At 64.0% G+C, this 21,151-nt stretch carries 21 protein-coding genes; 14 read left to right on the top strand and 7 right to left on the bottom strand.

Annotated elements, in window-relative coordinates; genetic code table 11:
- The first annotated feature begins 82 nt into the window (after positions 1–82).
- The 4 genes from Q5701_RS07365 (at position 83) to Q5701_RS07350 (ending at position 4,907) form a co-directional block, all read left to right on the top strand.
- On the top strand, positions 83–1,483 hold the full coding sequence (locus Q5701_RS07365) for a protein adenylyltransferase SelO (protein ID WP_306754624.1): 1,401 nt from the start codon (positions 83–85) through the stop codon (positions 1,481–1,483).
- 82 nt (positions 1,484–1,565) lie between these two features.
- Complete coding sequence (locus Q5701_RS07360; RefSeq protein WP_306754623.1) at positions 1,566–2,246, top strand: endonuclease/exonuclease/phosphatase family protein; 681 nt, start codon at positions 1,566–1,568, stop codon at positions 2,244–2,246.
- 68 nt (positions 2,247–2,314) lie between these two features.
- Positions 2,315–3,589 carry a phosphopyruvate hydratase gene (gene eno / locus Q5701_RS07355; RefSeq protein ID WP_306754622.1) on the top strand — a complete coding sequence of 425 codons (1,275 nt, stop codon included), beginning with the start codon at positions 2,315–2,317 and terminating at the stop codon, positions 3,587–3,589.
- 196 nt (positions 3,590–3,785) lie between these two features.
- Entirely contained in the window at positions 3,786–4,907 is a 1,122-nt protein-coding gene (locus tag Q5701_RS07350; protein WP_234855787.1) for a TRAP transporter substrate-binding protein, read from the top strand.
- A gap of 102 nt (positions 4,908–5,009) precedes the next feature.
- Here Q5701_RS07350 and Q5701_RS07345 read toward each other — a convergent pair whose 3' ends face one another.
- Complete coding sequence (locus Q5701_RS07345) at positions 5,010–6,869, bottom strand: TRAP transporter large permease (RefSeq protein WP_306754621.1); 1,860 nt, start codon at positions 6,867–6,869, stop codon at positions 5,010–5,012.
- A complete protein-coding gene (locus tag Q5701_RS07340) occupies positions 6,866–7,507 on the bottom strand; it encodes a TRAP transporter small permease subunit (protein ID WP_234853081.1) in 642 nt (213 codons plus the stop codon). Before Q5701_RS07340 ends, Q5701_RS07345 begins: the two co-directional genes overlap by 4 nt.
- A gap of 598 nt (positions 7,508–8,105) precedes the next feature.
- Here Q5701_RS07340 and Q5701_RS07335 point away from each other — a divergent pair.
- The 5 genes from Q5701_RS07335 to Q5701_RS07315 are packed head-to-tail and all read left to right on the top strand — an operon-like array spanning position 8,106 to position 13,574.
- Positions 8,106–9,707 carry a peptide ABC transporter substrate-binding protein gene (locus Q5701_RS07335; protein ID WP_306754620.1) on the top strand — a complete coding sequence of 534 codons (1,602 nt, stop codon included), beginning with the start codon at positions 8,106–8,108 and terminating at the stop codon, positions 9,705–9,707.
- Positions 9,708–9,717: 10 nt separating this feature from the next.
- Positions 9,718–10,641: an oligopeptide ABC transporter permease OppB gene (gene oppB, locus Q5701_RS07330; protein WP_306754618.1), complete on the top strand. Its 924-nt coding sequence runs from the start codon at positions 9,718–9,720 to the stop codon at positions 10,639–10,641.
- A gap of 3 nt (positions 10,642–10,644) precedes the next feature.
- Positions 10,645–11,565 (top strand): ABC transporter permease subunit, encoded by a 921-nt coding sequence (locus Q5701_RS07325; RefSeq protein WP_306754617.1) that lies wholly within the window; start codon positions 10,645–10,647, stop codon positions 11,563–11,565.
- A gap of 1 nt (position 11,566) precedes the next feature.
- On the top strand, positions 11,567–12,568 hold the full coding sequence (locus Q5701_RS07320; RefSeq protein WP_306754616.1) for an oligopeptide/dipeptide ABC transporter ATP-binding protein: 1,002 nt from the start codon (positions 11,567–11,569) through the stop codon (positions 12,566–12,568).
- Complete coding sequence (locus tag Q5701_RS07315; protein ID WP_306754615.1) at positions 12,549–13,574, top strand: oligopeptide/dipeptide ABC transporter ATP-binding protein; 1,026 nt, start codon at positions 12,549–12,551, stop codon at positions 13,572–13,574. Before Q5701_RS07320 ends, Q5701_RS07315 begins: the two co-directional genes overlap by 20 nt.
- A gap of 49 nt (positions 13,575–13,623) precedes the next feature.
- Here the strand turns inward: Q5701_RS07315 and selD are convergent, their stop codons facing one another.
- A complete protein-coding gene (gene selD / locus Q5701_RS07310) occupies positions 13,624–14,679 on the bottom strand; it encodes a selenide, water dikinase SelD (protein ID WP_306754614.1) in 1,056 nt (351 codons plus the stop codon).
- Between the two features lie 96 nt (positions 14,680–14,775).
- Here selD and hisF point away from each other — a divergent pair, with 96 nt between their 5' ends.
- The 5 genes from hisF to aat all read left to right on the top strand — a co-directional run bounded on the left by hisF (position 14,776) and on the right by aat (position 18,446).
- Entirely contained in the window at positions 14,776–15,537 is a 762-nt protein-coding gene (hisF, locus tag Q5701_RS07305) for an imidazole glycerol phosphate synthase subunit HisF (RefSeq protein WP_306754613.1), read from the top strand.
- A complete protein-coding gene (locus Q5701_RS07300) occupies positions 15,534–15,848 on the top strand; it encodes a phosphoribosyl-ATP diphosphatase (RefSeq protein ID WP_306754612.1) in 315 nt (104 codons plus the stop codon). Before hisF ends, Q5701_RS07300 begins: the two co-directional genes overlap by 4 nt.
- 100 nt (positions 15,849–15,948) lie before the next feature.
- Positions 15,949–16,452: an acetyl-CoA carboxylase biotin carboxyl carrier protein gene (gene accB / locus Q5701_RS07295; RefSeq protein ID WP_306754611.1), complete on the top strand. Its 504-nt coding sequence runs from the start codon at positions 15,949–15,951 to the stop codon at positions 16,450–16,452.
- Positions 16,453–16,460: 8 nt separating this feature from the next.
- Complete coding sequence (gene accC / locus Q5701_RS07290) at positions 16,461–17,807, top strand: acetyl-CoA carboxylase biotin carboxylase subunit (RefSeq protein ID WP_306754609.1); 1,347 nt, start codon at positions 16,461–16,463, stop codon at positions 17,805–17,807.
- Positions 17,808–17,816: 9 nt separating this feature from the next.
- The gene (gene aat / locus Q5701_RS07285; RefSeq protein WP_306754608.1) at positions 17,817–18,446 is read left to right on the top strand and encodes a leucyl/phenylalanyl-tRNA--protein transferase; all 630 of its coding nucleotides are present in this window, start codon (positions 17,817–17,819) and stop codon (positions 18,444–18,446) included.
- On the opposite strand, the gene Q5701_RS07280 is transcribed toward aat, so the two are convergent.
- The 4 genes from Q5701_RS07280 to clpX all read right to left on the bottom strand — a co-directional run bounded on the left by Q5701_RS07280 (position 18,413) and on the right by clpX (position 21,010).
- Positions 18,413–18,763 carry a DUF2155 domain-containing protein gene (locus tag Q5701_RS07280; protein ID WP_306754607.1) on the bottom strand — a complete coding sequence of 117 codons (351 nt, stop codon included), beginning with the start codon at positions 18,761–18,763 and terminating at the stop codon, positions 18,413–18,415. The genes aat and Q5701_RS07280 overlap by 34 nt on opposite strands.
- Positions 18,760–19,224: an outer membrane lipid asymmetry maintenance protein MlaD gene (gene mlaD / locus Q5701_RS07275; protein ID WP_306754605.1), complete on the bottom strand. Its 465-nt coding sequence runs from the start codon at positions 19,222–19,224 to the stop codon at positions 18,760–18,762. The genes Q5701_RS07280 and mlaD overlap by 4 nt, the downstream gene beginning before the upstream one ends.
- Positions 19,225–19,599: an NADH:ubiquinone oxidoreductase subunit NDUFA12 gene (locus Q5701_RS07270; RefSeq protein WP_306754604.1), complete on the bottom strand. Its 375-nt coding sequence runs from the start codon at positions 19,597–19,599 to the stop codon at positions 19,225–19,227. It lies immediately after the preceding gene.
- A 145-nt stretch (positions 19,600–19,744) separates the two neighbouring features.
- Positions 19,745–21,010: an ATP-dependent Clp protease ATP-binding subunit ClpX gene (gene clpX / locus Q5701_RS07265; protein ID WP_234853095.1), complete on the bottom strand. Its 1,266-nt coding sequence runs from the start codon at positions 21,008–21,010 to the stop codon at positions 19,745–19,747.
- Positions 21,011–21,151 lie beyond the last annotated feature (141 nt).

Below are 21,151 nucleotides of genomic sequence, written 5' to 3'. Positions count from 1 at the left end.
CGCGCTTGGTTTCGGTCGTGCAAGGGCGCGGTCTGGCAATGCGGCTGGTCTGTCCTATGTAAAGCTTATCAAGGAGGTCCCCATGATCCACTTCGACAACAGCTATGCCCGCCTGCCGCAGGGCTTCTTCGCCCGCGTTTCGCCCACGCCCGTGGCCGAGCCTCGGCTGCTGGCGCTGAACAACGGGCTGGCGCGCAGACTGGGCCTGGATGCGGACTGGCTGGCTGGATCCGAGGGCCTTGCGATGCTGGCGGGAAATGCCGTGCCTGCGGGGGCCGAACCTCTTGCCCAGGCCTATGCCGGCCACCAGTTCGGCGGCTTTGTGCCCCAGCTTGGCGACGGCCGCGCCGTGCTGCTGGGCGAAGTCGTGGCCCCCGATGGCGCCCGTTTCGACATCCAGCTGAAGGGCAGCGGGCCAACGCCGTTTTCACGGCGCGGCGACGGGCGGGCCTGGGTCGGGCCGGTGCTGCGGGAATATGTCGTCAGCGAATTCATGCACGCGATGGGCGTGCCCACCACCCGCGCCCTGGCCGCCGTCGCAACCGGAGAAACAGTGTGGCGCGAAGACGCCCTGCCGGGCGCGGTCCTGACCCGCATCGCCTCCAGCCATATTCGGGTCGGCACCTTCCAGTACTTCGCCGTCCGGGGTCAGGAGGACGCCTTGGCCGCCCTGACCGACCATGTCATTGCCCGGCACTATCCAACAGCCAATGGCCCATTGTCGCTGCTGGATCATGTCGTGGCGCGGCAGGCGGAAACAATTGCGCACTGGATGGCGCTTGGCTTCATTCACGGCGTGATGAACACCGACAACATGGCCGTGTCGGGTGAGACAATCGACTATGGTCCCTGCGCCTTCATGGACGTGTATCACCCCGACACGGTGTTTTCATCCATCGACCGGGGCGGGCGCTATGCCTGGGCGCAGCAGCCGCAGATCGCCGTCTGGAACCTGGCGCAGCTTGCCACCAGCCTGATCCCCCTGATGGGCGACCGCGACGCCGCGATCGAGGCTGCGACGAAATCCGTCCACAGCTTCGCGCCGTTGTATCAGGCCGCCTGGCTGCGGCGTTTCGGAGAAAAGCTGGGCCTGACCGAAGGCGCAGACGTGCAGCCTCTGGTCGAACGCCTGCTGACCATCATGGCGCAGCAGCGGGCGGATTTCACCCGCGTCTTCGCGGGACTGGCCGATGGCAACGCTCGCGACGAATTCGTCGACCGGGATGCCTTTGATGCCTGGGCCGCCGAATGGCGGGCGCAGGATCCCGATCCGGATCTGATGCGCCATGCCAACCCCGTCCGCATCCCGCGCAACCACCGGATCGAGGAAGCCATCGCCGCAGCCGTGTCCGGCGACCTGGACCCCTTCCACCGGCTGTTCGATGCGGTGACGCATCCGCGCCAGGGGCGGGCGGATTGGGACGACCTTGCCCATGCGCCGCGCGACGAACAGATCGTGCGCAACACCTTTTGCGGCACCTGACCCGTCAGTCAGCCCGCCCGATCCCCTTGCAACGTCCCCTTCCCCGGCTATCCTGCGCGCAAGCACGAAAGGCGGCACGTTCTTGTTGAGACTGGCAAGTTACAATCTGCACAAATGTCGCGGCTTGACCGGCCCCCATGCCCCTGAACGCAACCTTGCCGTCATCGCCGCGCTGAAGCCCGACATCATCGCCCTGCAAGAGGTGGATTTTCGCCTGGGCGCCCGCCCCGAGGCCCTGCCCCGCCGCCTGATCCGCGAGGCGACAGGCCTGGTCCCGGCCGACATGACGACGACGGGCGAAAATTCGCTGGGCTGGCACGGGCAGACGATCCTGATGCGTCCCGATCTGGCTGACAACGCTGTGCTGCGCCGTTTGCCCCTGCCTGGGCTTGAACCGCGCGGGGCCGTGGTCCTGCGCCTGCCCAAGCTGACCGTGATAGGGGTGCATCTGGGCCTTGCCCGATCATCCCGGCGCGCGCAACTCGCCCGGATTACGGCGCAGGCGGCGCGGATCGCGGACGACAACATCGTCCTGATGGGCGATTTCAACGAATGGCACGACAGCCGGGGGCTGGAATCGCTGGCGGGCTTTCGGGTCGTTGCGCCCGGCCCGTCCTATCCCGCGCCCATGCCGCAGTTCCGGTTCGACCGCATCGCAATGTCCCAGCATCTGAGCCTGCTGGATCATGGCGTCTTTACAGGGGCAAGGGCACGCGAGGCATCCGATCACCTGCCCATCTGGGCCGAGATCGAGCAGCCCTGAAATTGCCGCTTTCGGCCTGCCCTTGCGGCAGCTATGAAGACGCCGGCATCAAACACCGGAGGGGCAACATGACCGCCATCATCGACATCTTCGCGCGAGAGATCCTGGACAGCCGCGGCAACCCGACGGTCGAGGTCGACGTGACGCTGGAAGACGGCACCATGGGCCGGGCGGCGGTGCCCTCGGGCGCGTCCACCGGCGCGCATGAGGCGGTGGAAAAGCGCGATGGCGACAAGGCGCGCTATTTGGGCAAGGGCGTGCTGGAAGCGGTCGCCGCCGTGAACGGCGAGATCGCCGAGAACCTGATCGGCGAGGACGCGACCGAACAGCGCGCCATCGACGCGATGATGTGCGAACTGGACGGCACCCCCAACAAGGGCCGGTTGGGCGCCAATGCGATCCTAGGCGTTTCGCTGGCAGTGGCCAAGGCCGCGGCGGACGGCACCAACCAGCCGCTGTATCGCTATGTCGGGGGCACGGCCGCGCGGATCCTGCCGGTGCCGATGATGAACATCATCAATGGCGGCGAACACGCCGACAACCCCATCGACATCCAGGAATTCATGATCATGCCGGTTGCTGCGGAAAACATCCGCGATGCCGTGCGCATGGGATCCGAGGTGTTCCACACGCTGAAAAAGGAACTGTCGGCGGCGGGGCTTTCGACCGGGATCGGCGACGAGGGCGGCTTTGCGCCCAACCTGTCCTCGACCCGCGACGCCTTGGATTTCATCCTGCGCGCGGTCGAGAAGGCAGGCTACAAGCCGGGTGACGACATCATGCTCGCGCTTGATTGCGCAGCGACCGAATATTTCAAGAACGGCCGCTACGAGATGAAGGGCGAAGGCAAGTCGTTGACCTCAGCCGAGAACGTGGACTATCTGGCCGCGCTTTGCGCCGATTATCCGATCCTGTCGATCGAGGATGGCTGCGCCGAGGATGACTGGGACGGCTGGAAACTGCTGACCGACCGTCTGGGCGGCAGCGTGCAACTGGTCGGCGACGACCTGTTCGTGACCAACCCGACCCGGCTGGCCCAGGGGATCGAGCGCGGCTGCGGCAACAGCCTGCTGGTCAAGGTGAACCAGATCGGCACCCTGTCCGAAACGCTTGACGCCGTGCGCATGGCCGACCGGGCCGGCTATACATCGGTGATGTCGCATCGTTCCGGGGAAACCGAGGACGCGACCATCGCCGATCTGGCCGTCGCCACCAACTGCGGCCAGATTAAGACCGGCAGCCTTGCCCGGTCCGACCGGCTGGCGAAATACAACCAGCTGATCCGCATCGAGGAAATGCTGGGCGCCACCGCCGAATATGCGGGGCGCAGCATCCTGCGCTGATCGCCCAAACCTGTTCCAGCATCAAGGCCGCCCCTGCATCTGCCGGGGCGGCCTCATTTTTTCTGCGGACAGGGCGCAGCCCCCTCGACAGACGAGGATCACGGGCTAAACTGCATCCCATTCGGGCCGGGAACCCGCTGAGGAGGCCATCCCGACAGCCCTGATCGGAGGAGAGTTCATGAAAGATTCCAAGACGCTGCACCGCAGGTCGTTCCTGACAACGGCTTCGGTGGGCGGCGTTGCCGCCGCAGCCGGTGCCACGCTGGCCGCCCCCGCCATCGCGCAGGAGGCGCCGACGATCAACTGGCGGGTTGCCTCGTCGTTCCCCAAGTCGCTGGACACGATCTATGGCGGCGGCGAAGAGGTCGCGCTGCGCCTGCGTGAAGCGTCCGATGGCAAGTTCAACCTTCAGGTCTTTGCCGCGGGCGAGATCGTTCCGGGCTTGGACGCGATCAATGCTGCCGCGGACGGCACCGTGGAATGCGCCCATTCCGTGGGCTATTACAACTGGGGCAAGGATCCTGCCTTCGCCTGCGGCGCCGACCTGCCCTTTACCTTCAGCGCACGCGCCAAGGCTGCCTACAACTATCATGGCGGCGGGATCGACCAGTATAACCAGTTCCTGGAAACGGTCGGACTGGTGGCCTATCCCAGCGGCAACACCGGCGTGCAGATGGGCGGCTGGTATCGCAAGGAGGTGAACACCCTTGCCGATATGCAGGGCCTGAAGATGCGCATTTCCGGTCTGGCCGGGCGCGTCGTCGAGAAACTGGGCGTGGTGCCCCAGCAGATCGCGGGCGGCGACATCTATCCGTCGCTGGAAAAGGGCACCATCGACGCCGCCGAATGGGTCGGCCCCTATGACGACAACAAGCTCGGCTTCCAGAAGGTCGCGCCCTATTACTATTACCCTGGCTTCTGGGAAGGCGGGCCGACGGTCAGCTTCTTCGTCAACAAGGGCAAGTTTGACGAGCTCCCCGAACATTACAAATCGCTTCTGCGCACCTGCTGCCAGGCGGCCGATCAGAATATGCTGGCGAAATACGACTTCAAGAACCCGACTGCGCTTAAGGAACTGGCCGCGTCGGGCGCGCAGCTGAGGTCGTTCAGCGAGGAAATCATGAACGCGGCCTTCCAGGCGGCGAACGAGGTTTATGCCGAGCTGTCCACGCAGAACGAACACTTCAAGCGGCAATACGAGGCGCAGCTGCAATTCCGCGACGACTGGTATCTGTACAACCAGACTGCGGAATACACCTTCGATACCTTCATGATGATCCAGCAGCGCAACGGCAAGCTGGCCCCCACCCAGGGCTGAGGCCATCTTCTGAATGGAAAACCGCCGCAGCCCAGCCTGTGGCGGTTTTTTCGTGACTGCGGCAAGGAAAAAGGGCCGGTCTCCCGGCCCTTTGCAATCCTGTCAGTTTCCGCCCAGGCCCGGCGGCGGACCGCCTAGGCCCAGACCGCCGCTGCCTTGGGTCTGATCGGGCTGCGGTGCCGCAGGTGCCGGGGCTTGCGGCGCGGCGGGGGTTGCTGGCGTGCCGAAACTCGGCGCGCCGCCTAAGCCGCCACCCAGACCGCCTGGCGCGGGTTGGCCGTCCCCCGGGGCCGCGCCCTGGCCGAAGGGCGATCCCAGACCGCCGCCCAGTCCGCCAAAGCCGCCCGAACCGCCTGCCGGAATTTCCAGCCGCACGCCTGATGGATCGATCGCTGGCCCCTTGTAGTGCATGACCAGCTGCGGAAAGGCGATCACCACCGCGATCATCACGATCTGGATGCAGACATAGGGCACCGCCCCCCAATAGATCTGGCCGGTTCGGACCGGATCCATCATCAGGCCGGTTACCCTGTCCTTGTAGGGCGCCTTGGGCGCCACGGACCGCAGATAGAACAGCGCGAACCCAAAGGGCGGGTGCATGAAGCTGGTCTGCATGTTCACGCCCAGGATGATGCCGAACCAGATCAGGTCGATGCCCAGGCTTTCGGCGGCAGGCGCCAGCAGGGGCACGATGATGAAGGCCAGTTCGAAGAAATCCAGGAAGAATGCCAGCAGGAACACCAGCAACGACACTGCGATCAGGAAGCCAAGCTCACCCCCCGGCAACGAAGTCAGCAGGTGTTCCACCCACAGATGCCCGTTCACGCCATAGAAGGTCAGCGAGAAGATCCGCGCCCCGATCAGGATGAACATCACAAAGGCGGACAAACGCGTGGTCGCCGCCAGGGCCTGGTTGATGACGCCAAGGTTCAGCCGTCCCTTGACACCCGCCAGGAACAACGAGCCGACCGCGCCCATCGCGCCGCCCTCGGTCGGGGTGGCGATGCCCAGGAAGATCGTGCCCAGCACAAGAAAGATCAGGGCCAGGGGCGGGATCAGCACGATGATGACCTGCTGGGCCAACCGCGACATCAGGCCGATCTTCATGGTCTTGTCGATCAATGCCGCCGCATAGATGACCAGCACCGCGACGACCACGGCCAGGATGTCGGCATCCGCGCCATGGGTGTCGTGCAGCCAGTGCCACATCCCATAGAAAATGCCCCCCGCCACCAAAAGCGCCACGAGCAGCGACGTGATGCCCGATCCCAGAGTCCGCGCCTCGGGCGGCAGGGCCGGCAGGGCATTCGGCCGCAGGATCGTCATGACGAAGATATACAGCATATACAGCCCGGTCAGCACCAGGCCGGGGATCATCGCGCCCTTGTACATATCGCCCACCGACCGGCCCAGCTGGTCGGCCAGAACGATCAGCACCAGCGACGGCGGGATGATCTGCGCCAATGTTCCCGACGCGGCAATCGTCCCCGACGCGATCCGCCGGTCATAGCCGTATCGCAGCATGATCGGCAGCGAGATCAGGCCCATCGCGATCACGGATGCCGCCACCACGCCCGTGGTCGCAGCAAGCAGCGCGCCCACGATGATCACCGCATAGGCCAGGCCGCCCCGGATCGGGCCGAACAACTGGCCAATCGTGTCCAGCAAATCCTCGGCCATGCCGGATTTTTCCAGCACGATCCCCATGAAGGTAAAGAATGGCACCGCCAGCAATGTCTCGTTCGCGACAACACCACCGAAGAAGCGGTCGGGGATCGCCCCCAGCAGGGGCCAGCTGAGGTTGATCGAGCCGTTGGACAGGGGCGCAAGTTCAACCCCGATGATGAAGAACAACAGCCCGTTGGCGCCAAGGGCGAAGGCCACTGGATAGCCGACCAGCAAGAAGGCGATCAGCGAGACGAACATGATCGGCGCCATGTTCTGCGCAATAAGCTCCATCATTTGCGGGGTTCCTTGCGCACGTCATCGACCAGATCGGTCAGCGGATGGTCGGGATCGGCGAAGCCCGCCTGGGCGGCCAGGTCGGGGTCGATCTCCAACGGGGCATGGTGGCTGGTCGCCGGGAAGGGATCGGGGATCAGCCCGCGCATGACGGCGATCTTCTTGATGATCTCGGAAATGCCCTGAAAGAACAGCAGCACGAAGCCCGCGAACAGCATGGCCTTGGCGGGCCACAGCATCAGCCCGCCCGCGTTCATCGACATCTCTCCGCCGCGGATGCTGCGCATGAGCCAAGGCCAGACGAAATACAGCGTCAGCAAGACCACCGGCATCAGAAAGAAGATCGTGCCCAGAAGGTCGATCCAGTGCTGCACCCGGCGCGAAAAGGCGCCATACACGATGTCGATGCGGATATGTTCGTTTTCCAGCAGCGTATAGGCGGCCGCCAGCAGGAACGCCGCGCCATACAGATACCACTGCAATTCCAGATAGGCGTTCGACGACACGCTGAACACCTTGCGGACGACGGCATTGATTGCGCTGACAAAGATCGCCAGCAGGATCAGCCAGGCCGCGCTGCGTCCGATTACTGTGTTGACGCGGTCGATGCCGCGCGACAGGGCCAAAAGGCCGTTCATCAAGATTACTCCCCCTTGAATACCAGCCTTATGAGCCATTTGGCCGACTGTTCATTCATTCGCATATGCGCGAACCGCCAAAACCGGTCAAGAAGTTCGGTGTCTGGTGGGTAATGTGGGCTGCACGCATGGCGATCTTGCCACCGGATCGGCATCCGTCCGCATCTGACGCCACGTCGCGACCAGGGCGCTTGCCTGGTGCAGTCCCGGCGCATTGGCCCAGTTTCGTGCCGGATCACGGTCCCGTCTGGCGGTCGCTGCGCAAAGCACGAGTTCAGCGTCCCGCCCCTCCCGATCCCTCATGCCAGATGGCGACGGACGTTGTTCCAATTGAACATTCCGCCGATCCCTTACCCGGCAGACACCCTCGCGTGGATCGGGTTCAGCGTCTGTCCTGTGGCTCAGCCCACGACCTACCCTGCTCTCGGAGCCTTTGCCGCCAGCGGGCCGACACCGGTCGTGCATCTGACGCCGATACGGCCCCTTCACAAGGATGGGAACCGGGAACGGTGCGTTCGATCTTTACCGCCGCGCTTGATGGGCTAGGCTTTGCGCCTGCGTGCATCACGATGCCGCCATTCAACGACAAGGGGAGCCGATGTCCAAGCTGTTCACGACCACCGCCCTTTTGGCCGCTCTGGCCCTGCCCGCCCAAGCCGTGCAACCCGCCGAGGGTGAGACTTTGGCCGACAGCCAGACCTATACCTATTGGCTGCTGGACGCGATCAAGACGCTGGACCCGGCCAAGAACACCGATGTCGAAGGCTCGGACGTGCTGCGCCAGTTGTTCGAGGGGCTGATGAACGAGGACCAGACCGGCGCCATGATCCCCGGCATGGCGGAAAGCCATGCGGAAAGCGACGACGGGCTGACCCATACCTTCACCCTGCGCGACGCCAAGTGGTCGAACGGCGATCCGGTCACGGCGGGGGATTTTGTCTATGCCTGGCAGCGCGTTGTGAACCCCGAAACCGCGTCCGAATACGCCTGGTTCCTGGAACTGATGAACATCCAGAACGCCACCCAGATCATCGCGGGCGAGATGACGCCCGACCAGCTTGGCGTGCGCGCGGTGGATGACAAGACGCTGGAGGTCAAGCTGACCACGCGCACCCCCTATTTCCTCAAGACCCTGTCCCACGCCACCACCTTCCCGGTGCCGCAAGAGGTCGTCGAACAGCACGGCGATGCTTGGACCCAGCCCGGCAACCTGGTCGGCAACGGCGCCTTCATGCTGGACAGCCACAACCTGGGCGTGGACATCACGCTGGTGAAGAACCCGAATTATTGGGACGCCGAGAACGTGGTGATGGAAACCGTGCGCGGCGTGACCGTGAACGACAACAACATCGGCCTGACCCGGTATCTGGCAGGCGAACTGGACCGCGTGCAGATCCCCGCAGGGCAGTATCCCCGCCTGTCGCATGAATATCCCGACCAGGCGATCTCGATCCCGTATTCCTGTTCCTACGCCTATGTCTTCAACGTTTCGGATAAAGGCCCCGAGGCGCTGAAGGACGTGCGCGTGCGTCAGGCCCTGTCGCTGGGCCTGAACCGCAACATCATCGTGGACCAGGTGCTGCAAGGCGGCCAGAAGCCTGCATACAGCTGGACCCACTGGGCGATCGAGGGATTCCAGTCGCCCGATGCGGAAATCGCCACCTTGACCCAGGAACAGCGCATCGAGAAAGCCCGTGCCCTTCTGGCGGATGCGGGTTACGGTCCCGACAACCCGCTGGCCTTGTCGCTGCAATACAACACGGACGAGAACCACAAGAAGCTGGCCATCGCGGCCCAGCAGTTCTGGAAGCCCCTGGGCGTGAACATCACGCTGAACAATGTCGAATGGAAGGTGCATACCGACCGGATGCAAAGCCAGGACTTCGACATGGCCCGCTATGCCTGGTGCGCCGACTATAACGAGGCGACGACCTTCCTGGATTGGTTCCGCACCGACGGCTACAACTCGGGCAAATGGTCGAACGCGGAATACGACAAGCTGATGGCGGATTCCAAGACGGCCGAGGATACCGCGCCCTTGTACAAGCGGGCCGAGGAGATCCTGGCCGAAGAGGTGCCCGCCGCCTTTGTTTACCACTATTCCAAGGTCGATATGATCAATCCGGCGGTCAAGGGCCTTCCCTTGGAAAACGTGACCAACGCCTGGTATGCCAAGGATCTGTATCGGATCGCCGAATAAGGCCTGACCGATGTTCGCCTATATCCTGCGGCGGCTGGCAATGGCGGTTCCCACGCTGCTGTTGCTGATCGTCCTGTCGTTCCTGCTGATGCACCTTGCGCCCGGCGGGCCGTTCACCCAGGAACGCGCCCTGCCGCCGCAGGTCCTGGCGAACCTGAATGCCAAATATGGGTTGGACGACCCGCTGTGGCGCCAGATCTGGAACTATGTCTGGGGCATCGTCGTCCATTTCGACTTCGGTCCCAGCTTCGTCTATCCCGACCGGACGGTGAACCAGTTGATCGCGGACGGCTTTCCGGTGACGCTGACCTATGGTTCGCTGGCCTTTCTGGCCGCAGTCCTTGTGGGGGTCACGCTGGGCACGGTGGCTGCGATCCGGCAGAACAGTTGGCTGGACTATCTGGCGGTCGGCATCTCGATCGGCGCGCAGGTGCTGCCGAACTTCGTGATGGCGCCGCTGCTGGTCCTGACCCTGACCCTGTGGCTGGGATGGCTGCCCGGCGGGGGGTGGAGCTTTTCGGACCCTTCCTTTTGGATCATGCCGGTGATCGCGCTGTCCACCAGCTACATGGCATCCATCGCGCGGATCACCCGGTCATCCATGCTCGAGGTGCTGGGCAGCAACCACATCCGCACGGCGCGCGCCAAGGGGATGCCCGATCGCCGCGTCATCCTGCGTCACGCGCTGCGCCCGGCGATGCTGCCCGTCGTCAGCTATCTTGGCCCGGTCTTCGTGTCGATGATCACCGGATCGGTGGTGATCGACATCTATTTTTCGACCGGCGGGATCGGCAAGGCTTTCGTGGATTCGGCGCTGAACCGCGATTACGCGGTAATGATGGGCGTGACGATCCTGGTCGGCGCGCTGACCATCCTGTTCAACCTGGTCGTGGACATCCTGTATGCCTGGATCGACCCGAAGATCCGGTATTAGGGCATGGTCATCGAAGAACAAAAGATGCGCTCGCTTGCCCATCGCATGACCGAGGTCAAGGGCCGGTCCCCTTGGGCCGATGCCCGCAGGCGGTTCTGGCGCAACAAGGCGGCCATGGCTGGTCTGGTGATCCTGATCCTGGTCGCGCTGTTCGCGATCTTCGGCAGCCAGTTCGCCGTCTGGTCGAACGAGGAGCTGGACTTCGGCGTCATGGGCCAGGTCGCCACAATGGGCGCGCCCTCCTGGTCGAACGGCCATTACTTCGGCACCGACGACCTGGGCCGCGACCTGTTCGCCCGCACCGTGCAGGGCACGCAGATCAGCCTGCTGGTGGGGATCGTCGGCGCAGGCATCGCGGTGATCGTGGGTACGCTTTACGGCGCTGTCGCGGGCTATGTCGGCGGGCGCACCGACCAAGTGATGATGCGGACGGTCGATATCCTGATGTCGATCCCCTATATGTTCGTGCTGATCCTGCTGCTGGTGATGTTCGGCCGGTCCATGTCCATGCTGTTTCTGGGCATCGGCCTGATTTCCTGGCTGGACATGGCGCGGATCGTGCGCGGCCAGACCCTGTCGCTCAAGAACCGGGAATTTATCGAGGCTGCTCGCGCCACCGGCGTATCGACCTGGCGCATCATCACCCGCCATATCGTGCCGAACCTGCTGGGCGTCGTTGCGGTTTATGCCACGCTTCTGGTGCCGCTGATGATCCTGACAGAAAGCTTCATCAGCTTCCTGGGCCTGGGCGTGCAGGAACCGCTGACCTCCTGGGGGGCGCTGATTTCGGAAGGCGCGGGCACCATGAGCTATGGCACCCTGTGGCAGCTTGCCTTTCCGTTGTTCTTCTTTGTCATCACGCTGTTCGGCTTCTTCTTCGTGGGCGACGGCTTGCGCGACGCGCTTGATCCGAAGGAACGCTGACATGGCACTTCTGGACATCCGCGACCTGTCGGTCCGCTTCCACACCCATGACGCCGAGGTTCACGCGGTCAGCAATCTCAGCCTGACTGTCCAGCCCGGCGAGACGCTGGGCATCGTCGGCGAATCCGGATCGGGCAAGTCGCAACTGGCCTTTGCAGTCATGGGCCTTCTGGCGCGCAACGGACGCGCATCGGGCAGCGTGCGACTGGACGGGCAGGAAATCCTGAACGCCCCGCCCAAGGTCATCAACCGGGTCCGGGCGGAAAAGATCGCGATGATCTTCCAGGATCCGATGACCTCGCTGAACCCCTATATGCGCGTGGCCGACCAGATGGCCGAGGTGCTGGTCCTGCACAAGGGTCTTTCCCGGCGCGCGGCCGTGGCCGAATCCGTCCGGATGCTGGACGCGGTGCGCATCCCTGACGCCAAGGGACGCATCAGGCTTTATCCCCATGAATTCAGCGGGGGGATGCGGCAGCGGGTGATGATCGCAATGGCGCTGCTGTGCCGTCCGAAACTGCTGATCGCCGACGAACCGACAACCGCGCTTGACGTGACAGTGCAGGCGCAGATCATGACGCTGCTGGCCGACTTGCAGCGCGATTTCGGCATGGCAATGATCCTGATCACCCATGACCTGGGTGTGGTCGCCGGTTCCTGCGAACGTGTCGGGGTCATGTATGGGGGCCGCATCCGCGAACTGGGGCCGGTCGGCCCTGTCTTTGCCGACCCTGCCCACCCCTATACCCAAGGGCTGCTCTCGGCGATCCCGCGCATCGACTCACACGCTGCAGAACTGGCTGTCATCCCCGGCCAGCCACCAGACATGAGCCGCCCGCCCCAAGGATGTGCCTTCCGGCCGCGTTGCGCGTATCGGCGCGATGAATGCCTGAACCGCCCGGTCCTTGCAGACTTTGCCCTGGACCGCTGGCGTGCCTGCTTTGCGCCCTTGGATGAACTGCGGTCGGGAAGGAACCATGCCCATGACCAAACCCTTGCTTGACGTTCGCGACCTGCGGGTCAGCTTTCCCATCCGGCAGGCGGGCGCGATGCCCTGGGCCAAGCCCCGGAACCTGCGTGCCGTGAACGGCGTGGACTTCACGCTGGGGGCGGGTCAGACCCTGGGCGTCGTGGGTGAATCCGGCTGCGGCAAATCCACGCTGGCGCGTGCGTTGATCGGCCTGGTCCCGGCCACGGGCCGCGCGGAATGGATCGACGGCGCCGACCTGATCGGCCTGTCCCCCCGTCGGATGATGGCCTATCGCAGCCAGATGCAGATGATCTTCCAGGATCCGCTGGCCAGCCTCAACCCTCGCATGACCGTAGGCCAGATCATCGCGGAACCGCTGGAAACCCATCATCCGGGAATGGCCAGGGCGCAGGTCAAGGACCGGGTCAGGGCGATGATGGACCGGGTCGGGCTTCTGCCCAGCCAGATCAACCGTTATCCGCATGAATTCAGCGGCGGCCAGTGCCAGCGGATCGGCATCGCTCGCGCGCTCATCGTGGAACCGCGACTGATCATCTGCGACGAACCCGTCAGCGCGCTGGACGTGTCGATCCAGGCGCAGGTCATCAACCTGCTGATGCGGTTGCAGGCCGATCTTGGCCTGTCGCTGATCTTCATCGCCCATGACCTGTCCATGGTACGCCATATCAGCGACCGGGTGATGGTGCTGTATCTGGGCAAGGTGATGGAGATTGCCTCGGCGGACGATCTGTATGCCCGCCCGCAGCATCCCTACACCCAGGCGCTGCTGTCAGCGGTGCCGGTGCCCGACCCCGCGCAGGATCCGGCGGTGCGGATTGTCCCGTTGCGGGGGGAACTGCCCTCGCCCACGGCCCCCCCATCGGGCTGCGTGTTCCGCACGCGCTGCCCCCGCGCCCAAGCCCGTTGCGCGGCCGAGGTTCCGGCCCTGCTGGGCGGCGATCACCAGACCGCCTGCCACTTTCCCGGACCGCTAACCCCCGAAGAAATCGCCCGTGCCCGGACGGTCGAAGCAGCCTGACCCGGCCGCTTCTTCTTCACTCAAATATCCCCGCCGGAGGCGGTGGACCTCAGCCGATGACAATCCGCCCCGGGCCTGCGACCGCCCGCCCGATCACCACAGCCTCGGCAAAGCCGTGCTTGGCAAAGATCGCCAAGGCCGCGTCCGCCTGATCTTCGGCGCAGGCAACCAGCAGCCCGCCGCTGGTCTGCGGATCGGTCAGCAGCGCACGGTCAAGATCGGCAAACCCTTCGGACAGCACCACATCCCCTCCATAGCTGGTCCAGTTCCGCCCTGACGCCCCGGTGACAAATCCGCCCGCCGCCAGATCGCGCACCCCGGCCAACAGCGGCACGGCAGGCCAGTCCAACCGCAACTCGCAACCAGACCCTCGCGCCATTTCCAGGGCGTGACCCGCCAGGCCGAAGCCCGTCACATCCGTCATCGCATGAACACCCGCCAGCCGCGCCAGATCCGGGCCGGGGGTGTTCAGCTTGGTCGTGGCCGCGATCATCGCGCGATAGCCCTCGTCCGACAGCGCGCCCTTCTTCAGGGCCGCCGACATCACGCCCACGCCCAGCGGCTTGCCCAGGATCAGCACGTCGCCGGGACGTGCGCCCGAATTGCGCTTCACATGGGCAGGATCAACCAGCCCAAGCGCCACCAGGCCATAGATCGCCTCGACCGAATCGATGGTGTGGCCGCCGCCGATGGGAATGCCCGCCTCGCGGCAGGCCATGGCGCCACCCTCCAGAATCCGGGCAATCGTCTCGCCCGACAGGGTGTTGATCGGCATCCCCACAAGCGACAGCGCCATGATCGGCGTCCCGCCCATGGCATAAACGTCGCTGATCGCATTCGTCGCGGCGATGCGCCCGAAATCCAGCGGATCATCCACAATGGGCATGAAGAAATCCGTCGTCGCGACAAGCGCCTGCCGTTCATTCAACTGGTAGACGGCGGCATCGTCCGATGTCTCGATCCCCACCAGCAGCGCCTCGGGGACGGGCAGCATGGCGGTGCCGCGCAGCAACCCGGTCAGCACGCCCGGCGCGATCTTGCAGCCGCAGCCGCCGCCATGGGACAGCGAAGTCAGGCGCGGTTCGGTCTTGTGCTGGTCGTCCATGGTGGCCTCCGTTCGGTTCGCGCCACGCTATCACCCGCAAATCGCATCTTCAACGAAGCACGGTTTCGGCATAGGACGGTCCCGCAAGGAGAAGCCATGCTCAAGACCCGCATCATCCCCTGCCTGGACGTGGCCGATGGCCGCGTCGTCAAAGGCGTCAACTTCGTGGACCTGATCGACGCCGGCGACCCGGTCCAAGCCGCGCGCGCCTATGACGCAGCGGGCGCGGACGAGATCTGCTTCCTCGACATCCACGCCACCCATGAAAACCGGGGCACGATGTTCGACCTGGTGACGCGAACGGCGGAACAATGCTTCGTGCCGCTGACCGTGGGCGGCGGCGTGCGCAGCCATCGGGACGTGCGCGACCTGCTGCTGGCGGGGGCCGACAAGGTCAGCTTCAATTCCGCCGCCGTGGCCGACCCCGATGTCGTGGCCCATGCCGCGGACCGCTTTGGCAGCCAGTGCATCGTCGTGGCCATCGACGCCAAGACCGTGGCCGAGGGACGCTGGGAAATCTTCACCCATGGCGGGCGCAAGCCCACCGGCATCGACGCCGTCGAATTCGCTCGCACCGTCGAGGCCAAGGGCGCCGGAGAGGTCCTGCTGACCAGCATGGACCGCGACGGCACGCGCGCCGGGTTCAACATCCCCCTGACCCGTGCAATTGCCGATGCGGTGAACATCCCCGTGATCGCCTCGGGCGGGGTCGGCACGCTGGATCACCTGGTCGAAGGGGTGACCGAGGGCCATGCAAGCGCGGTCCTTGCCGCCTCGATCTTTCACTTCGGCACCTTCACCATCGCCCAGGCCAAGGCCCATATGGCCGCAGCCGGCATTCCCATGAGGCTGGCATGAGCGCGATCCACAACCTGGCCGCCACCATTGCCGCCCGCAAGACTGCCGACCCGGACGAAAGCTGGACCGCGAAACTGCTGGCCAAAGGCCCCGAGAAATGCGCCGAGAAATTCGGCGAGGAAGCGGTCGAGGCCATCATCGAGGCCGTCAAGGGCGACCGCACGCGCCTGACGGCGGAAGCTGCGGACGTGATCTTTCACCTGCTGGTCATGCTGGCCGCGCGCGACCTGACCCTGGCCGAGGTGGAAGCCGAACTGGACAGACGCGCAGGCACCTCGGGGATCGCGGAAAAGGCGACGCGACCGTCCTAGGCGGACAAACCCTTCCCCTTGGCGGGGCTTGGGGTCTATAAGCGGGCAAATTGTTGCGGTCCGCGCGGCCGGCGACATCATAAACATGGCAGAGGACCGCATGAGCAACGATTCCCAGAATGGCAAACATCACGAAGGCGACGTGGCTTTCATCCAGTCGCTTGCGGAACTGTTGAATGCCAGCGACCTGTTGGAACTGTCGGTCAAGCGTGAATATGGCGAACACGACCGGCTGACTGTCAGCCTGTCCAAGCAGGGCAAGCAGGTGACCTATGCCGCACCCGCCCCTGCCGCAGCCCCTGCGCCTGTTGGGATGCCTGCCCCCACCGCCGCGCAGTTGCCCGCGATCAGCGAGGATCCGGCCAGCCTGCCCGGCGCCGTGACATCGCCCATGGTCGGCACCGCTTATCTGTCGGCGGAACCGGGCAGCGCGCCCTTTGTCCAGATCGGGCAATCCGTGGCCGAAGGCGACACGCTGCTGATCGTCGAGGCGATGAAGACCATGAATCACATTCCTTCGCCCCGCGCGGGCATCGTGCGGCGCATCCTGATCGACGACGGCACCCCCGTCGAATTTGGTGCCCCTCTGATGGTCGTCGAGTGAGGGTCGGGATGTTCGACAAGATCCTGATCGCCAACCGGGGTGAAATCGCCCTGCGCGTGATTCGCGCCTGCCGGGAAATGGGCATCCCCTCGGTCGCGGTGCATTCCACCGCCGACGCCGATGCGATGCACGTCCGCATGGCCGACGAATCCGTCTGCATCGGTCCCGCCCCATCATCGGCCAGCTATCTGTCGATGCCCGCCATCATCTCGGCCTGCGAGATCACGGGGGCGCAGGCAATTCATCCCGGTTACGGCTTCCTGTCCGAAAACGCGGCCTTCGTGCAGATGGTCGAGGATCACGGCCTTACCTTCATCGGTCCGCGCGCGGAACATATCCGCATCATGGGCGACAAGATCACCGCCAAGGACACGATGAAGAACCTGGGCGTGCCCTGCGTTCCCGGCAGTGATGGCGGCGTCGATGACGTGGACCAGGCCAAGCAGGTTGCGGCGCAGATCGGCTATCCGGTCATCATCAAGGCCACGGCGGGCGGCGGCGGGCGCGGCATGAAGGTCGCCCAGGACGAAGCAGGCCTGGAAGTCGCCTTTCGCACCGCACGCGCCGAGGCCAAGGCCGCCTTCGGCAATCCTGACGTCTATATCGAGAAATACCTGCAAAGGCCGCGCCATATCGAGATTCAGGTCTTTGGCGACGGCAAAGGCCGCGCGGTCCATCTGGGGGAACGCGATTGTTCCCTGCAGCGCCGCCACCAGAAGGTGCTGGAGGAAGCGCCAGGCCCCGCGATCAGCGCACAGGAACGCGCCCGCATCGGCAAGACCTGCGCCGATGCCGTGGCCCGGATCGGCTATTCGGGGGCGGGGACCATCGAGTTCCTGTACGAGGACGGCGAGTTCTATTTCATCGAGATGAACACCCGCCTGCAGGTCGAGCACCCCGTGACCGAGGCGATCTTCGGCGTCGATCTGGTCCGCCAGCAGATTCTGGTCGCCGCCGGCCACGCCATGGAGTTCCGCCAAGAGGATCTGTCGATCCGCGGCCATTCGATCGAAGTTCGCATCAACGCCGAAAAGGTGCCGGGATTTTCGCCCTGCCCGGGACGGATCACGCAATACCATGCGCCGGGCGGGCTGGGGGTGCGCATCGACAGCGCGCTTTACGACGGCTATTCTATCCCGCCCTATTACGACAGCCTTATCGGCAAGCTGATCGTGCATGGCCGCGACCGACCCGAAGCCCTGGCCCGTCTGGACCGCGCCTTGGGCGAATTGATCGTGGACGGCATTGACACCACCGTTCCGCTGTTCACCGCGTTGTTGCAGGAACCCGATATTCAGGCAGGCAACTATTCGATCCACTGGCTGGAACGCTGGCTGGACAAGAAGTTCGGCTGATTTCCTGCCATGCTGACACCCGCGCAATTGCTTAAAGGCTATGCGCAGGGGGTCTTCCCCATGGCTGACAGCGCCTATGATCCGCGTCTTTACTGGTACGATCCCCCGACGCGGGGGATCCTGCCGGTAGGCGGGGTCCATGCCTCACGATCACTGCGTCGCGATTTGCGGCGGGGGGGCTGGTCGGCCCATCTCGACAGCGATTTCGACGCCGTGGTTGCCGCCTGCGGGGACCGGGAAACGACCTGGATCAACGCAACCCTGGCCCGACTTTATCAACAGTTGCATCGGGCAGGCCATGCCCATGCCCTCGAAGTCCGGTACGATGGACGATTTGCAGGCGGGATTTTCGGCGTGACCTTGGGGGCGGCGTTCTTCGGGGAATCCATGGTATCCGCCCGAACCAATGGGTCCAAGATGGCGCTTCTGTGGATGTCCAGCCATCTTGCGCGCTGCGGATTCACGCTGTTCGACACGCAATTCCTGACGCCGCATCTTGAACGCATGGGCGGGCGGGAAATTCCCCGTTCCGATTATCACCTGATGCTAAACGATGCGCTGGCACGACGCGCCGATCTGGGGTCACGGCCTTTGCCGACGGCCGATCAGCTTTGGCAGGAAATCACCCACACATCATAACGGGTGTCGTCCAGGGCCGACAATGCGGGGGACGACGCAATCATCCAGCCGCTGAACAGGGTGACATTCTGCGCGGTGTCGGTGATCGTCAACTGCGCATAGGCATCCGAACTGGGATCGCCTGCGGGAAAGCGGCATTCGCCCAGCCGGACCTGCAAGCGGCCATATTGGACGGCCTGCCCCACCGACACCGGCAAGTCCGTGGTCCTGCCCGATATCTTGTCCAAGCCCCGCAACAATGCGCCCTCTGCACGGGCAACTTCTTGCGCGGCAGCGGGGGCTGTCAGGATCGCAACCAAGGCCAAGGCGCGGATCACGAGTTTTCCTCGTCCCCGGCTTGGCTGTCCACGAATTTCATCATCAGTTGCAACAAGCTGACGGCACCCTGCACATCCTCGATCTCATCACCAGGGACAAGGTTGTCGGCGCTGCCGCCCGGTTGGATCTGGATATAGGCCCCGCCCAGCAGTCCATCCGACTGGATCAACGCCGCGCTGTCGCTGGGCAGCGCGATATCGGCCGGAATGGTCAGCCGCGCATCAGCCATATAGGTGGCAGGGTTCAGTGACACGCTGGACACCCACCCGACAGGAACGCCAGCCAGCCGGACCTCGGTCCCTACGGCGACGCCGTCCACATCGGGGAAGGACGCCCTGACCTCATAGCCGGTTTCGCGGGCGAATCCCTTGCCAAACCCCCAGAACAGGAACCCGGCGGCGACGGCCAGAACAATGGCGCCTGCCACCAGTTCTGCCCGATGTTCGGCCCCTGTGGTCATCTATTCGGGCTGCCAGGCATCATAGTCGCGGCGCACAGGCTGGTCCGCGCGATAAAGCGACCCTTCCGGGTAATAAGCGCCAGTTGTCCCTGTCCGATTTTCCTGATGCGGCTTTTCCCAAGGCTGATGCGTCAAGGGCACCTTGGTCGGCGGTTCGTCCCAGGTGTAATGCAGCCAGCCATGCCATTCCGGGCTGACACGGCTTGCCTGAGATTCGCCGCTGAAGATCACCCAGCGGCGGGATCCGTCCTTGTTCTGGTAAAAGACATTTCCTTCGGCATCCTCGCCCACCTTGGTGCCGTTCCGCCAAGTCCAGAACTGCGTGTTGATGGTCTGGCTGTTCCACCAGGTCAGGGCGCGAAGCAGAAAGGACATGGGCTGGAACCTTCTATTCATGGCTGCGAGACATATGACGCAAAGCGCCTCCAAGATCCAGCCTGCCCCATCCTTGGCGCACAAATATCCATGGGGATGCCTTAAGGAAACGGGGACCATACGGCCCCCGACAATACCCCGTGGCTCAGCCAGCCGAGGCCGTTTCCTTCTTGGCATCTGCATGGATCAGCAAGGGCTTGGTGGCGGCGTTATCCACCGCTTCCTCGTTCACCACGACTTCCTCGACGCTATCCATGCCGGGCAGTTCGAACATGGTATCCAGCAGGATATCCTCCATGATCGACCGCAGACCCCGGGCGCCCGTCTTGCGCTTGATGGCGCGCTTGGCGATGGCTTGCAGCGCGTCTTCGGTAAAGGTCAGCTGCACGCCTTCCAGGTCGAACAGGCGCTGATATTGCTTGACCAGGGCGTTCTTCGGCTTGGTCAGGATGATGATCAGGGCTTCTTCATCCAGATCGGTCAGCGTCGCAATGACCGGCAGTCGGCCGACGAATTCGGGGATCAGGCCGAATTTCAGCAGATCCTCGGGTTCCAGTTCCTTGAACATCTCGCCCACGCCGCGGTCATCATTGTCCTTGACCGAGGCGCCAAAGCCCATGGCAGTGCCCTTGTTGCGCTGCGCGATGATCCGTTCGAGGCCGGCGAATGCGCCGCCGCAGATGAACAGGATGTTGGTCGTGTCCACTTGCAGGAACTCTTGCTGCGGATGCTTACGCCCACCCTGCGGAGGCACCGATGCCACCGTGCCTTCCATGATCTTCAGCAAGGCCTGCTGCACGCCCTCTCCGCTCACGTCGCGGGTGATCGAGGGGTTGTCGGACTTGCGGGTGATTTTGTCCACCTCGTCGATATAGACGATGCCGCGCTGTGCGCGCTCGACATTGTATTCGGACGCCTGAAGCAGCTTGAGGATGATGTTCTCGACATCCTCGCCCACATAGCCGGCCTCGGTCAGCGTGGTCGCATCGGCCATGGTAAAGGGCACGTCCAGGATGCGGGCCAGCGTCTGCGCTAGCAGGGTCTTGCCGCAGCCGGTCGGGCCGATCAGCAGGATGTTCGACTTGGCCAGTTCGATGTCGCCCTTGGTGCCGTGGTTAAGCCGCTTGTAATGGTTGTGGACCGCCACGGACAGAACCCGCTTGGCGTGTTCCTGGCCGATGACGTAATCGTCCAGAACCGCGCAGATTTCCTTGGGCGTGGGCACCCCGTCGCCCGATTTCAGTCCCGAGGATTTCGTTTCCTCGCGGATGATGTCCATGCATAATTCGACGCATTCATCGCAGATGAAGACGGTCGGTCCCGCAATGAGCTTGCGAACCTCGTGCTGGCTCTTGCCGCAAAAGCTGCAATAGAGCGTGTTCTTGCTGTCACTGCCGGACTGGTTCGCCATCGTCCACGTTCCTTGATTGCCGCAGGTCTGCCAACCCGCTGGCGGCGCCGGTCGCCCCTTGCCGCACCTGAATTGATCCGTGGCGAACGCGCCGCCACGGGGTCTGTCCTTTATGTTAGGGTTGACGCGCGTCCGTCACAA

It is taken from the genome of Paracoccus actinidiae (genome assembly GCF_030863885.1).
Classification (GTDB): domain Bacteria; phylum Pseudomonadota; class Alphaproteobacteria; order Rhodobacterales; family Rhodobacteraceae; genus Paracoccus; species Paracoccus everestensis.
This window is presented reverse-complemented; position numbering and strand designations above follow the sequence as displayed.

Bases quoted from the DNA above. Each gene is read 5' to 3' on its own strand.
- mlaD (WP_306754605.1), bottom strand. From the start codon at position 19,224: ATGACCACAGGGGCCGAACATCGGGCAGAACTGGTGGCAGGCGCCATT.
- oppB (WP_306754618.1), top strand. From the start codon at position 9,718: ATGTTCGCCTATATCCTGCGGCGGCTGGCAATGGCGGTTCCCACGCTG.
- Q5701_RS07270 (WP_306754604.1), bottom strand. From the start codon at position 19,599: ATGTCCTTTCTGCTTCGCGCCCTGACCTGGTGGAACAGCCAGACCATC.
- aat (WP_306754608.1), top strand. From the start codon at position 17,817: ATGCTGACACCCGCGCAATTGCTTAAAGGCTATGCGCAGGGGGTCTTC.
- Q5701_RS07325 (WP_306754617.1), top strand. From the start codon at position 10,645: ATGGTCATCGAAGAACAAAAGATGCGCTCGCTTGCCCATCGCATGACC.
- Q5701_RS07345 (WP_306754621.1), bottom strand. From the start codon at position 6,869: ATGATGGAGCTTATTGCGCAGAACATGGCGCCGATCATGTTCGTCTCG.
- Q5701_RS07340 (WP_234853081.1), bottom strand. From the start codon at position 7,507: ATGAACGGCCTTTTGGCCCTGTCGCGCGGCATCGACCGCGTCAACACA.
- selD (WP_306754614.1), bottom strand. From the start codon at position 14,679: ATGGACGACCAGCACAAGACCGAACCGCGCCTGACTTCGCTGTCCCAT.
- Q5701_RS07365 (WP_306754624.1), top strand. From the start codon at position 83: ATGATCCACTTCGACAACAGCTATGCCCGCCTGCCGCAGGGCTTCTTC.
- Q5701_RS07335 (WP_306754620.1), top strand. From the start codon at position 8,106: ATGTCCAAGCTGTTCACGACCACCGCCCTTTTGGCCGCTCTGGCCCTG.
- clpX (WP_234853095.1), bottom strand. From the start codon at position 21,010: ATGGCGAACCAGTCCGGCAGTGACAGCAAGAACACGCTCTATTGCAGC.
- Q5701_RS07320 (WP_306754616.1), top strand. From the start codon at position 11,567: ATGGCACTTCTGGACATCCGCGACCTGTCGGTCCGCTTCCACACCCAT.
- accB (WP_306754611.1), top strand. From the start codon at position 15,949: ATGAGCAACGATTCCCAGAATGGCAAACATCACGAAGGCGACGTGGCT.
- hisF (WP_306754613.1), top strand. From the start codon at position 14,776: ATGCTCAAGACCCGCATCATCCCCTGCCTGGACGTGGCCGATGGCCGC.
- Q5701_RS07300 (WP_306754612.1), top strand. From the start codon at position 15,534: ATGAGCGCGATCCACAACCTGGCCGCCACCATTGCCGCCCGCAAGACT.
- Q5701_RS07315 (WP_306754615.1), top strand. From the start codon at position 12,549: ATGACCAAACCCTTGCTTGACGTTCGCGACCTGCGGGTCAGCTTTCCC.
- eno (WP_306754622.1), top strand. From the start codon at position 2,315: ATGACCGCCATCATCGACATCTTCGCGCGAGAGATCCTGGACAGCCGC.
- accC (WP_306754609.1), top strand. From the start codon at position 16,461: ATGTTCGACAAGATCCTGATCGCCAACCGGGGTGAAATCGCCCTGCGC.